The organism is uncultured Treponema sp., assembly GCF_946187725.1.
Lineage (GTDB): Bacteria > Spirochaetota > Spirochaetia > Treponematales > Treponemataceae > Treponema_D.
Map to the genome: position 1 here is coordinate 1 of NZ_CAMHSK010000056.1, position 12,098 is coordinate 12,098.

Sequence of the window (12,098 nt, forward strand, 5' to 3'; positions counted from 1 at the left end):
CTCTTTACGAGAGTAATTTTAATTTTCTTAGCCATAATTAACCCCACATATCCTGAAGAGACTTACCTCTGTTAGAAGCAATCTCTTTAGCATCCATAAGATTCTCAAGAGCGTTGAATGTAGCGCGAACTACATTTACAGGACTTGAAGAACCCAATGATTTAGAAATGACATCGGTTGCTCCAATTGCATCCATGATAGCACGAACTGTACCACCAGCAATAATTCCAGTTCCTGGACAAGCTGGTTTAAGAAGAATTGAAGAACTCTTGTAGTTACCGAGCATCTCATGTGGCAAAGTACCGTTCTTTACAGGAACGAACATAAGGTTTCGCTTTGCTTTATCAATGCTCTTTCTGATAGCCTCAGATACATCATTTGCTTTACCAAATCCGTATCCGACGCGGCCTTTTCCATCGCCTACAACAGTGAGAGCTGAGAAAGACATTCGGCGACCACCTTTAACTGTTTTAGCAGTTCGGTTAAGTCTTACGAGCTTCTCAACAAACTCTTTCTGCTCTTTGCGATCTTTGTCAAACTTATTCTGGCGTTCCATAGACTCTCCTAGAAAATGATACCTGCTTTGCGGGTTCCATCGGCAAGGGCCTTTACAACACCATGATACAGATAACCGTTGCGGTCAAAGACTACAGTAGTAATCTTTTTGTCCTGCAGGCGTTTTCCGAATGCTTCACCAAGTTTTGCAGCACCCTCAGTGTTTGGCTTAAGGTCAGCAAATTCTTTTTCCAAAGTGGAAATCGAAGCAAGGGTATGTCCCTTATCATCATCAATAACCTGAGCGTAAAGATTCGTATTGCTTCGATACACAGTCATGCGTGGTCTCTCTGCTGTTCCGTAAATAGACTTACGAATGTGAATTTTACGATGCAGGCGTTTTCTTGCTTTGTCACTCATTTTTCTAACGAACATGTGTTACACCTTATTTAACGCCGGTTTTACCGACTTTTCGTCTGATAACTTCAGTTTCGTAGCGGATTCCTTTGCCCTTATATGGCTCTGGAGCACGCAACTTGCGAAGCTGAGCACTGAATTCACCTACCAACTGCTTTGAAATACCGCTGATAGTAACTTTACCTGCAGCATCAGCTGTGACAGTAAGACCTTCAGGAATAACAGCGATGAAGTCAGATGAATATCCGAGGTTCATTACGAGCTCTTTTCCTTTTACTTCTGCACGATAACCGACACCAGTGATAATAAGTGTTTTTGAAAATCCAGTTGTAACACCAACTACCATGTTATGAATGAGATTGCGGTACAAACCATGAGCTGCACCGGCATTCTTTGATTCATTTGCTGGTTTAACCAACAATTCTGAACCGTTAACTTCAACAGTTACCAAATTGTTGATTTTTTCTTTAAGTTCACCTTTAGGACCTTTTACAGTAACAAGTCCAGGATTTACAGTAACTGTAACTCCCGCTGGAATAGCAACAGGAAGTTTACCAATTTTTGACATATCTTCCTCCTATTACCAGACTTTGCAAACTAATTCGCCACCAACCATTTTTTCGCTTGCTTTCTTACCAGTTGTAACACCAGCAGAAGTAGAAACAATCAATGTTCCCAAGCCATTGTAGATTCGTGGCAAATCTTTATAACCAGAATAAACTCGGCGGCCCGGTGTAGAGATTTTCTCTACGCCATGAATTACCGAATTGTTTGAATCATCATATTTCAAGAAAATGCGGATGATGTTTTTTCCATCTTCCTGAACTTTCTTGAAATTTTTAATGTAACCCTCTGTTTTCAGGATTTTAACAATTTCCAACTTAAGTTTTGATGTCGGAACATCAACTTTCTCGTGGCGAACCTGAACAGCGTTACGAATCTTAGTCAGCATATCTGCGATTGGATCTGATACACTCATTTCTATTCCTCCACTACCAGCTAGATTTTGTTACGCCTGGCAAAAGGCCTTCACCTGCCATTTTGCGGAAACAAATACGGCACATCTTAAACTTGCGCAAATAACCGCGAGGGCGACCGCAAATCTGACAGCGATTGTATTCGCGTGTCTTATATTTCTGTTCGCGGGCAGCCTTGATAACCAATGATTTCTTAGCCATAATTCCTCACTACTTCCTAAACGGCATGTTGAACTTGGTAAGAAGTGCACGAGCCTCAGCGTCAGTTTTTGCACTTGTTACGATAGAAATATTCATACCAGCAATCTTTGTGATTTTATCAAAGTCGATTTCTGGGAAAATAATCTGTTCAGTAATACCGAGAGAGAAATTTCCGTGTCCGTCAAAACCAGTAGCCTTGATTCCGCGGAAATCCTTTACACGAGGCAATGCAACATTGATGAGGCGGTCCAAAAATTCATACATATTGTTACCGCGCAATGTTACCATTACACCAACCTCATTTCCCTCACGCAACTTGAAGTTTGCAATACTCTTTCTCGCCTTTGTCTTTACAGCATGCTGTCCAGTAATCTGAGTGATATCAGCTACTGCGGCGTCAAGGAGTTTCTTGTTGGTGAGAGCCTCGCCAACACCCATGCTGACTACTACCTTTTTGATGGCAGGAATCTGCATAACGGATGTGTAACCGAGCTCTTTGAAGAGCTCTGGGGCGATCTTGTCCTTGTAGACTTTCTTAAGCCGTGGTACGTAATTATCCATTACAGTGCTTCTCCACATTTACGGCAGACACGAATCTTTTTGTCGCCGTCGATTTTATAACCAGCTCTAGTCGGTCCGCATTTTTTGCAAACGAGGGCGACATTAGAGATGTTCAACGGAGCCTCGATCTCGACGATTCCGCCCTGATCCTGCTGGCTTCGTTTTTTCATTGCCTTTTTGACAATGTTGATTCCTGAAACGATAACTGCATCTTTTTTAGTAACAACGCTAACAACAGTGCCGCGCTTGCCCTTATCTTTTCCTGCAATTACCTGGACGGTATCATCCTTATGGATTTTGAATTTCTTGTTCATTATTCAATTCTCCTTACAGAACTTCCGGCGCAAGTGATACGATTTTCATACAATCCATATCACGAAGCTCACGGGCTACCGGTCCAAAAATTCGTTTTCCCTTCGGGTTCTTGTCAGCATCAACAATAACGCAAGCATTGTCGTCGAAGCGGATATAAGTTCCATCTGGGCGGCGGTATTCTTTCGCAACACGAACGATTACAGCCTTTTCTACTGAACCTTCTTTGATAGTAGAAGTAGGAATTGCTTCCTTAATTGCTACTACAACAACATCACCGATTCCGGCATATCGGCGGTGAGAACCACCGAGTACCTTGATTACCTGAGCTCTTTTAGCTCCGGAGTTATCGGCAACTGTCAAATTTGATTGCATCTGAAGCATGTCTTTAACTCCTTAAGCTTATTTAGCTCTTTCGATGATTTCTGCAAGTCTCCAGCACTTATCTTTGCTGATTGGACTGCATTCTACGATGCGAACTGTATCTCCAATGTGAGCTTCGTTCTGTTCATCGTGTGCTTTACACTTCTTAGTCTGTGTAACATATTTTTTATAAAGGGTATCCATTTTTTTGGTGTTGATTGAAACAACAATGGTTTTATCCATTTTGTCGCTTGTTACAATCCCAACAAAAGATCGTTTACCACCCTTTGTCTTAACCTGTTCTGCCACGGGTCAGCTCCTATTTATTTTCTCCGGCAATTTCTTTTGCACGGATGAAGGTATTCAAGCGAGCGATGTCGCGTCGCATTGTACGCTTCTGCATAGGGTTATCTACATGTCCGATTACCATCTGGAATCGGAGATCCATGTATTTCTGTTTAAGTTCATTTCGCTGTGCAACCAACTCAGCGTAAGAAAGTTCTTTTACATTCTTTTTTGATTTCTTTGTATCAGCCATTTCTTACTCCTTAGTCTTTCGTTGGTTTGAAAGCGATTTTTGTTTTGATAGGAAGTTTGCTAGCAGCAAGCTCAAGAGCACGCTCTGCAAGCTTAATATCAATTCCGCCGACTTCAAACAAAATTACGCCTGGCTTAATAACAGCTGCCCAGAACTCTGGAGCACCTTTACCTTTACCCATTCGGGTATCAGCAGGCTTTTTTGTTATCGGTTTGTCCGGATATACACGAAGCCAGACATTACCTTTTCGTTCAAGCTTACGATTGATTGCAACACGAGCAGCCTCAATGTGCTTTGCGCTCAACCAAACTGGCTCAAGTGCTACGAGAGCGATTTCGCCGAAGTCGATTGTGTTGGCACGTGTTGCGCAACCTTTAATTCTACCGCGCTGTACCTTGCGGTGAATAACTCTTTTAGGACTAAGCATTTACTTTACTCCTTTGAAGCATTTGCCGCACGGGCAGGCTTTTTAGCTCTTGGTTTTTCACCATCAGAAGAAGCCTGTGAGCGATCATGGCGTGGCTTGCGAACAAGCTGACCAGCATCTTCCTGCGGGTCACGACCATATTTCATGCCATTGTAGACCCATACTTTAATACCGATTTTTCCGTATGTTGTATGTGCCTCAAATGTGCCATAGTCGATGTCTGCACGAAGAGTGTGAAGTGGAACTCGTCCCTCTTTATGCTCTTCTGAACGCTTCATATCTGCTCCGCCGAGACGACCTGACAAGCGAATCTTGATTCCCTGTGCGCCGCCTTTCATAGCGTTTGCAGAAGCCTGCTTGAGAGCCTTGCGGAATGAACCGCGACCTGCAAGCTGGCGTCCGATATTCTGTGCGATAAGCGATGCATTGATGTCAGCGCGTTTGATTTCCTTAATCTTAATCTGAACTTTTTTAGTCAGTTTAGACTGGATTTCAGCACTGATTTTCTCAATGTTTGCACCCTTAACTCCAATGATTACACCTGGGCGTGCTGTATGGATTACGATAGTAACACGCTGCGGATGACGAACAATTTCGATTTCTGCAATATCTGCATTCTGGCATTCTGGCAAAGCCTTAACCATATTGCGGATTTTCAAATCCTCAATAACAAGGTCTGCATACTCACGAGGATTAGCATACCAGCGTGACTGCCAAGTCTTGTTGATTCCAAGACGCAAACCGATCGGATTTACTTTCTGACCCACTTTATTCCCCCGCCTTCTCGTCTACAATGACGGTGATATGACACATGCGTTTCAAGAGCTGATCAGCACGACCGCGAGCGCGGAACCAAACTCTCTTGAGTCTTGGACCTTCGTCGATGCGAATTTCTTTGACATAGAGCATATCTTCATCCAGATTCTTGTTTGCGAACAGAGCGTTTGCTACAGCTGATTTAAGTGTACCATTAATCAACTTTGCACCTTTCTGTGGCATATTTTCAAGAATTGCCATAGCATCTGAGCATGACTTCTTATAGATTACACGAGCAACTGGACGAACCTTTGTTGGTGATGCAATCAGGAACTTTGTAGTGGCTACATAACCTTTCTTTTCAGCCATAATATCCACCCTTATTTACCAGCTTTTTTGTCTGAGCCGCCATGACCCTTGAATGTACGAGTTGGAGCAAACTCGCCAAGCTTGTGGCCAACGAGGTTCTCTGTAACATACACTGGAATCCATGACTTGCCATTGTAAACACTGATTGTGTTTCCGACCATTTCTGGAATGATTGTAGAGCAGCGAGAATATGTTTTAATCATTTTCTTGTCTGACTCTTTGTTCATTTCAATAACTTTCTTATAAAGACTCTTTTCAATGAAAGGTCCTTTTTTAACAGATCTTGACACCGTTAACTCCTATGCAACTACTTCTTGCGGCGCGAAATAATGAACCGACTAGAAGTCTTTCGCTTGTTGCGGGTTTTGTAACCACGACATGGCTGACCCCATGGAGTAACAGGAACATGTCCCTTACCAGCGCCTTCACCACCACCAAGCGGATGATCGACTGGGTTCATAGCCATACCACGAACAGTTGGGCGAATACCAAGCCAGCGTTTGCGACCAGCTTTTCCGAGCTGAGCATTCATTCTCTCTTCGTTTCCAACGATACCGATTGTCGCATAGCATTTGCCATGGATTCTTCGTGTTTCACCTGAAGGAAGACGAACGATAACATACTCACCATCTTTACCCTGCACAGTAGCACCTGCACCTGCAGAGCGTACAAGCTGTCCACCACGACCGAGTGTAAGCTCGATGTTATGAATAGTGAAACCTGCTGGAATTGCTTCGAGCGGGAGTGCATTTCCTACTGTTGGAGCTGCATTTTCACCAGCCATAATTTTCTGTCCAACGACAAGACCTTTAGGAGCGATGATATAGCGTTTTTCGCCATCTGCATAAGCAATCAAAGCAATGTTTGCACTTCGGTTTGGATCATATTCAATTGTCTTGACAGTTCCAGGAATACCGTGCTTGTTACGCTTGAAATCAATCACTCGATATCTTCTTTTGTGACCGCCACCCTGGTGTCGTACAGTAATACGACCCTGTGAGTTACGACCAGCATTAGATTTAAGACCTGATACCAGTGTTTTTTCGGGTTTATCTGTTGTCAGTTCTTCTCTTACCAAATCAATACGGGTACGAGTACCTGCTGAATATGGTTTAAAAACTTTAAGAGCCATCTGGTTCCCCTTAATCTTCTATATAACGAATTCGAATAACGACTTGAAAGTTTTAAGACTTATACGCCTTCAAAAACTTTAATCGTTTCACCTGGAGCAAGGCGAACAATTGCCTTTTTCCAGCTGGCAGTTCTACCAGGTTTACCACGAACCCGTTTTACCTTGCCACCAACATTGACAGTTGTGCAGTTAACAACTTTTACATTGAAAAGCTTTGCTACAGCATCCTTAATCTGGAATTTTGTAGCAGAAGGAGCTACTTTGAAAACATACTTGTTCTGCTCACGCAAAGCAGTAGCTTTCTCAGAAAGAACTGGCTCAATAAGAACATCATGTAAATCAATCATTATTTAGCCTCCGTTACATTCTCTGTAGCTTTTCCAGCTTCAAGTTTATTATAGAATTCTGAAAGATTCTTTGCAGCACCTTCGAGGAGAATAACCTTTCTTCCGTAGAAGAGGTCATGTGCACGAAGACGGTTGTATGAAAGGAAATGCAAATTGCGGATATTGCGTCCAGCCTGTTTGATTTTTCCATCATCATCTTTCAAAATAATGACTGTGCGTTCATCCTTAGCAAAATTGTTAAGGATTTTAACCAAGTCTTTTGTTTTTCCGCTCTCAACTGTGAAATCTTCAACAACTGTAAGACGGTCGCTCTGAGCCTGCAAGCTCAAGATTGATTTCATAGCCAGGCGCTTTTCTTTCTTTGGAATTGAGTAGCTGTAATCGCGTGGTTTCGGTCCAAAGATTGTACCGCCGCCAACATTGATTGGAGACTTTTTGTCACCACGGCGTGCATGACCAGTGCCCTTCTGTTTGTACGGTTTGGCATTTGAGCCATGAACTTCAGCACGAGTTTTTGTACAAGCAGTTCCTACGCGCTTATTTGCTAATTCATTTGTGATGGCATAGTAAATGACATCTTCGTTTACAGGAAGTCCGAACACTTTATCATCAAGATTGATTGTGCGGAGTTCTTTACCATCGATTGAATAGACTTTCTTTTCCATTGTACTTATTCCCTCGATTATTTCTTGACCGCAGACTTGATAATCAGCGTGCAGTTTTTATTTCCTGGGACAGCCCCACGAACCAACAAAACTTTGAGTTCCGGATCGATTTTCACAATTTTAAGATTCTGTACCGTAACTCTTTCAGATCCCATTCGACCAGCCATTTTGATATTTTTCATGCTGTGTCCAGGTGTAGTACAATTTCCTGTACCACCAGCTTCACGATGGAATTTAGAACCGTGAGATGCACGACCACCATGGAAGCCCCAGCGCTTCATAACGCCCTGGAATCCTTTTCCTTTTGAAGTTGCTGTAACATCAAGGAATGCAGTTTTCTCAAACAATTCAAGACCAATCTGATCTCCAACTGCAACTTCTTTCTCGAAGTCTCTGAATTCTTTCAGATGACGCTTCGGTGAAACATTCTCAGGAAACTGACCTTTGTATGCTTTGTTGACTTTTGATTCTTTCAAATCTTCAATGCCAAGAACAACAGCATCATAGCCATGAGCTTCCTTTGTCTTTGTAGCAACAACTGTATTCGGTTCAACTTGGATCACGGTTACTGGTGTCAGATTTCCGTTTTCATCGAATACCTGTGTCATTCCTACTTTTTTAGCAATCAGACCTTTCATTCTGATATAACTCCTATAGAAGAAAACACCCGTCCTCTTCTCTTATCGGCCGCCATTCTGGATCCACAGAACCGTACCGTTTTTTAACAGTAATCCAGCTGCAACGCAGTTAAAGACTTACTGTTTAATTTCTACATCAACACCGGCTGGCAATTCAAGTTTCATCAATGAATCCATAACATCTGAAGATGGATCAATGATGTCGATAAGGCGTTTGTGTGTTCTCATCTCAAACTGCTCGCGTGATTTTTTGTTAACATGCGGTGAGCGAAGAACTGTTACCTTATTGATTCTTGTAGGAAGAGGAATTGGTCCTGAAACCTTTGCCCCTGCCTTCTGAACAGTCTGCACGATGGCTTTTGCACTCTGATCGATCAGCTCTACATCAAATGCTCGAAGTCTGACACGAATTTTGCTGTTAGCCATTTTAATTTTACTCCGTTAAATCTATGATTAGATTTTAGATTTAAACAGAGAGCTGAAAATCAGCTCCCTGTTATTGAATCGCTAGCCGAATAAACGACTATTCGATGATTTTTGTAACCTGACCAGAAGCGATCGTGCGACCACCTTCACGGATAGCAAGTTTGAGACCTTCGTCCATAGCGATTGGGTGAATAAGCTCACCAACAATCTTAGTGTTGTCGCCTGGTTTTACCATGTCTGTTCCAGCTGGCAATTCAACAGTACCTGTGATGTCAGTTGTTCGGAAGTAGAACTGTGGGCGATAACCTGTGAAGAATGGAGAGTGGCGTCCACCTTCTTCCTTTGAAAGAACATAAATCTGAGCCTCGAACTTTGTGTGCGGGTGGATTGAGCTAGGAGCTGCGAGAACCTGTCCTCGAACAACATCCTTCTTTTCAATACCACGGAGCAAGATACCAACATTGTCGCCAGCCTGACCCTGATCAAGAGTCTTCTGGAACATTTCGATACCAGTAACAGTTGAGTTCTGAGTTGGGCGAATACCAACGATTTCGACTGGGTCGTTCATGTTGATTACGCCGCGCTCGATTCGTCCTGTAACTACAGTACCACGACCAGAGATTGTGAAGATGTCCTCGATTGGCATCAAGAATGGTTTCTGATCGTCGCGAACTGGATCGTCGAACCAAGAGTCCATTGCAGAAAGAAGCTCTTCGATACATTTTGTATCATCTGCAGAAGCATCATCCTGGAGAGCTTTGAAAGCTGAACCCTTAATGATTGGTGTATCAGCAGAGAATCCGTATTTCTGAATTGTATCTTTTACATCTTCCTCAACGAGCATGAGCATTTCTTCATCGCCGTCGAGCTGATCAACTTTGTTCAAGAAAACGATAATCTTTGGAACGCCTACCTGGCGAGCGAGCAAGAGGTGCTCTTTTGTCTGTGCCATAACACCGTCAGTAGCAGCGATTACGAGAATAGCGCCGTCCATCTGAGCAGCACCAGTAATCATGTTCTTAACATAGTCGGCATGTCCCGGGCAGTCAATGTGTGCATAGTGGCGTTTATCTGACTGATACTCCAAGTGACGAGTATTGATTGTGATACCACGCTCTTTTTCCTCTGGAGCGTTATCGATTTCGTCATACTTGAGGACTTTATCACCATACTTTTTAGCACAGTATGAAGTGATAGCAGCTGACAAAGTTGTCTTACCATGGTCAACGTGACCAATAGTACCAACATTCATGTGAGGTTTAGTTCGTACGAACTTCTCCTTTGCCATGTTTTTCTCCTTTGCCGATTTTTCTTTTCGGCAGTTTAAAAATTATGTGTTGCACTTTAAGCCAGAATATGAACCATTCCAACCGGAAAAGTCACATTCGCAGACACACTAATTGCTAATTAAATAAAATTGATTGAAGATAATACGGAAAGTTTTAATCATAACCAGCACTTCATAATTTTCAAAGCACCACCCGGAACCACCGAATCATCATCAAGCAAACTCGATAACTGGTCTGGAATCCAGAAACCTCTAGGGAAAGACCTCTGCGAAACCAAACATTCTTTTTGACAGAGGTGCGGCAACCTGAAAGCATTTCTGCTGACTTTACGGAACCGCCGGACTTAATTAAATTGAAGTCCGCCCAACAATCTCAAAGAACCATTTACACCCACTACGGGCAATTTGCAAGTTCCTCATTTATATAACATTTAAGTTTTTTGTTCAAGAGTTATTAAGTAAAAAAATGCAGAAAATGTAAAAATATTCAATAATCTGCCGATAAATACAGACAAAAAAACTCCCGCCGAAGCAGGAGTTTGTATATAGAAGAAAACTACCAGCGATAGTGTGCAAAAGCTTTGTTTGCTTCTGCCATCTTGTGTGTATCTTCCTTCTTTTTGTATGCAGAACCTGTATTGTTGAATGCGTCAAGCAATTCAGATGCAAGTGTATCTGCCATACCATGACCGCTTCGTGAGCGAGCTGCAGCAATTACCCATCGCATTGCGAGAGCTTCTTTGCGTGCATCACGGATCTCACAAGGAACCTGATATGTAGCACCACCAACTCGGCGAGATTTAACCTCTACCATTGGTTTTACATTGTCAAGAGCCTTGAGGAATACCTCAAGCGGATCTTTGTCAGTTTTAGCCTTGAGCTGATCCATTGCCTTGTAGACAATTTTAGTACAAGTATCTTTTTTTCCGTCCAACATCATGCGTGAGACGAATTTTGTAACAACCGGGCTATTGTATTTTACATCAGGCACAATAGGACGATTTACTGATTTCTTATGTCTTCCCATAGTAATTCTCCTTTAAAAATTATGCCTTCGGTCTCTTAGCACCGTACTTAGAGCGAGCGCGTTTGCGTCCGTCAACACCGAGAGTATCTTTTGTACCACGGATGATATGATAACGAACACCTGGAAGATCCTTTACACGACCACCACGAATAAGAACAACTGAGTGTTCCTGCAAGTTGTGTCCAATACCTGGAATGTATGCAGTAACTTCAATTCCATTTGACAAGCGAACACGAGCTACCTTTCGGAGAGCTGAGTTCGGTTTTTTCGGTGTAACAGTCATAACACGAGTACAAACACCGCGTTTCTGTGGGCAAGACTCAAGAGCAGGAGCTTTTGTAGTATTTGCCAAAGACTGTCTACCTTTTCGAATAAGTTGATTGATTGTAGGCATTGCCTTTCTCCTATTAGTTTGCCGGTCAGCACTCCGGACAAAATCCACGCATTTAAACCCAAAATGCGATAGGTTTGAATATTTTATAGAATTCAAAAAATGAATTCAAGGGAATTCCTCAATGATTTTTCAAAAATTCATAAAAAAAACGCCACACAGATTTCTGCATGGCGTTGATTTTTAAGGATTAGAATCCATTATTCGGCATCTGAAGAATGCTTGTGTATCCATCCTCTGGCGGAGGTTCTACAACAGCATGCTCCATTTCCATTTTGAGTCTAAGCTCTTCCTGGCGCCGCTGAACAATTTCTTCCATCTGAACATCAAGGTCACGGTCTGAATCATCAAACAGTTTGACATCACGGTAATCGCGGATACCAGTTCCGGCTGGAATCATGTGACCGATGATTACATTCTCTTTCAAGCCGTGCAATGTGTCTGTTGAACCGGAAATTGCTGCGTTTGTAAGAACTCGTGTAGTCTCCTGGAATGAAGAAGCAGAGATGAACGAATCGGTTGCCAAAGCAGCCTTCGTGATACCCTGGAACATAGGTCGTGCAACTGCCGGCTGACCACCTTCAGAAACAACGCGTTTGTTCTCTTCGTGGAAGTGATATTTATCAACCTGCTGACCGAAGATGAAGCGTGTATCACCAACTGAAACAACCTCAACTTTGCGGAGCATCTGTCGAACGATAACACCAATGTGTTTGTCATCGATTGCTACACCCTGTGCAGAGTAAACCGACTGGATCTCTGACATAA

22 protein-coding genes and 1 pseudogene are annotated in these 12,098 nt (G+C 42.7%); all 23 read right to left on the reverse strand.

Annotated features, from left to right (window positions below):
• Nucleotides 1-37: 37 nt before the first annotated feature.
• Nucleotides 38-556 (reverse strand): 30S ribosomal protein S5, encoded by a 519-nt coding sequence (gene rpsE, locus Q0Q74_RS13305; protein ID WP_294431606.1) that lies wholly within the window; start codon nt 554-556, stop codon nt 38-40.
• 8 nt (nt 557-564) lie between these two features.
• On the reverse strand, nt 565-930 hold the full coding sequence (gene rplR, locus Q0Q74_RS13310) for a 50S ribosomal protein L18 (RefSeq protein ID WP_294431607.1): 366 nt from the start codon (nt 928-930) through the stop codon (nt 565-567).
• Between the two features lie 10 nt (nt 931-940).
• Nucleotides 941-1,480: a 50S ribosomal protein L6 gene (rplF, locus tag Q0Q74_RS13315; protein WP_294431608.1), complete on the reverse strand. Its 540-nt coding sequence runs from the start codon at nt 1,478-1,480 to the stop codon at nt 941-943.
• 12 nt (nt 1,481-1,492) lie between these two features.
• Complete coding sequence (rpsH, locus tag Q0Q74_RS13320) at nt 1,493-1,891, reverse strand: 30S ribosomal protein S8 (protein ID WP_294431609.1); 399 nt, start codon at nt 1,889-1,891, stop codon at nt 1,493-1,495.
• 13 nt (nt 1,892-1,904) lie between these two features.
• Nucleotides 1,905-2,090, reverse strand: coding sequence for a type Z 30S ribosomal protein S14 (locus tag Q0Q74_RS13325; protein WP_294431612.1), 186 nt, complete (start codon nt 2,088-2,090; stop codon nt 1,905-1,907).
• A gap of 9 nt (nt 2,091-2,099) precedes the next feature.
• Nucleotides 2,100-2,651 (reverse strand): 50S ribosomal protein L5, encoded by a 552-nt coding sequence (gene rplE / locus Q0Q74_RS13330; protein ID WP_294431615.1) that lies wholly within the window; start codon nt 2,649-2,651, stop codon nt 2,100-2,102.
• Nucleotides 2,651-2,965 carry a 50S ribosomal protein L24 gene (gene rplX, locus Q0Q74_RS13335; RefSeq protein ID WP_294431617.1) on the reverse strand — a complete coding sequence of 105 codons (315 nt, stop codon included), beginning with the start codon at nt 2,963-2,965 and terminating at the stop codon, nt 2,651-2,653. The genes rplE and rplX overlap by 1 nt, the downstream gene beginning before the upstream one ends.
• Before the next feature lie 13 nt (nt 2,966-2,978).
• Complete coding sequence (rplN, locus tag Q0Q74_RS13340) at nt 2,979-3,347, reverse strand: 50S ribosomal protein L14 (RefSeq protein WP_184660844.1); 369 nt, start codon at nt 3,345-3,347, stop codon at nt 2,979-2,981.
• Nucleotides 3,348-3,365: 18 nt separating this feature from the next.
• Nucleotides 3,366-3,635, reverse strand: coding sequence for a 30S ribosomal protein S17 (gene rpsQ / locus Q0Q74_RS13345; protein WP_294431619.1), 270 nt, complete (start codon nt 3,633-3,635; stop codon nt 3,366-3,368).
• Nucleotides 3,636-3,645: 10 nt separating this feature from the next.
• A complete protein-coding gene (rpmC, locus tag Q0Q74_RS13350) occupies nt 3,646-3,864 on the reverse strand; it encodes a 50S ribosomal protein L29 (protein WP_294431621.1) in 219 nt (72 codons plus the stop codon).
• A 10-nt stretch (nt 3,865-3,874) separates the two neighbouring features.
• Nucleotides 3,875-4,291, reverse strand: coding sequence for a 50S ribosomal protein L16 (gene rplP / locus Q0Q74_RS13355; RefSeq protein WP_294431622.1), 417 nt, complete (start codon nt 4,289-4,291; stop codon nt 3,875-3,877).
• A gap of 5 nt (nt 4,292-4,296) precedes the next feature.
• Nucleotides 4,297-5,058, reverse strand: coding sequence for a 30S ribosomal protein S3 (gene rpsC, locus Q0Q74_RS13360; protein WP_294431624.1), 762 nt, complete (start codon nt 5,056-5,058; stop codon nt 4,297-4,299).
• 1 nt (nt 5,059) lies between these two features.
• Nucleotides 5,060-5,416: a 50S ribosomal protein L22 gene (gene rplV, locus Q0Q74_RS13365; RefSeq protein WP_294431626.1), complete on the reverse strand. Its 357-nt coding sequence runs from the start codon at nt 5,414-5,416 to the stop codon at nt 5,060-5,062.
• Between the two features lie 11 nt (nt 5,417-5,427).
• Nucleotides 5,428-5,706, reverse strand: a complete 279-nt coding sequence (gene rpsS, locus Q0Q74_RS13370) for a 30S ribosomal protein S19 (protein WP_184660831.1) — start codon at nt 5,704-5,706, stop codon at nt 5,428-5,430.
• Nucleotides 5,707-5,723: 17 nt separating this feature from the next.
• Complete coding sequence (gene rplB / locus Q0Q74_RS13375; RefSeq protein ID WP_294431630.1) at nt 5,724-6,548, reverse strand: 50S ribosomal protein L2; 825 nt, start codon at nt 6,546-6,548, stop codon at nt 5,724-5,726.
• Between the two features lie 59 nt (nt 6,549-6,607).
• A complete protein-coding gene (locus tag Q0Q74_RS13380; RefSeq protein WP_294431641.1) occupies nt 6,608-6,892 on the reverse strand; it encodes a 50S ribosomal protein L23 in 285 nt (94 codons plus the stop codon).
• Between the two features lie 2 nt (nt 6,893-6,894).
• Complete coding sequence (gene rplD / locus Q0Q74_RS13385) at nt 6,895-7,560, reverse strand: 50S ribosomal protein L4 (protein WP_294431632.1); 666 nt, start codon at nt 7,558-7,560, stop codon at nt 6,895-6,897.
• A gap of 17 nt (nt 7,561-7,577) precedes the next feature.
• Complete coding sequence (gene rplC / locus Q0Q74_RS13390; RefSeq protein ID WP_294431634.1) at nt 7,578-8,198, reverse strand: 50S ribosomal protein L3; 621 nt, start codon at nt 8,196-8,198, stop codon at nt 7,578-7,580.
• Between the two features lie 117 nt (nt 8,199-8,315).
• Nucleotides 8,316-8,624 carry a 30S ribosomal protein S10 gene (gene rpsJ, locus Q0Q74_RS13395; RefSeq protein ID WP_294431636.1) on the reverse strand — a complete coding sequence of 103 codons (309 nt, stop codon included), beginning with the start codon at nt 8,622-8,624 and terminating at the stop codon, nt 8,316-8,318.
• 97 nt (nt 8,625-8,721) lie between these two features.
• Nucleotides 8,722-9,912, reverse strand: coding sequence for an elongation factor Tu (tuf, locus tag Q0Q74_RS13400; RefSeq protein WP_294431638.1), 1,191 nt, complete (start codon nt 9,910-9,912; stop codon nt 8,722-8,724).
• 556 nt (nt 9,913-10,468) lie between these two features.
• Nucleotides 10,469-10,939, reverse strand: a complete 471-nt coding sequence (gene rpsG / locus Q0Q74_RS13405; RefSeq protein ID WP_294431639.1) for a 30S ribosomal protein S7 — start codon at nt 10,937-10,939, stop codon at nt 10,469-10,471.
• 19 nt (nt 10,940-10,958) lie between these two features.
• Nucleotides 10,959-11,333 carry a 30S ribosomal protein S12 gene (gene rpsL, locus Q0Q74_RS13410; RefSeq protein WP_294431640.1) on the reverse strand — a complete coding sequence of 125 codons (375 nt, stop codon included), beginning with the start codon at nt 11,331-11,333 and terminating at the stop codon, nt 10,959-10,961.
• 187 nt (nt 11,334-11,520) lie between these two features.
• Nucleotides 11,521-12,098 (reverse strand): annotated as a pseudogene (locus Q0Q74_RS13415) (DNA-directed RNA polymerase subunit beta'); the annotation flags it as partial.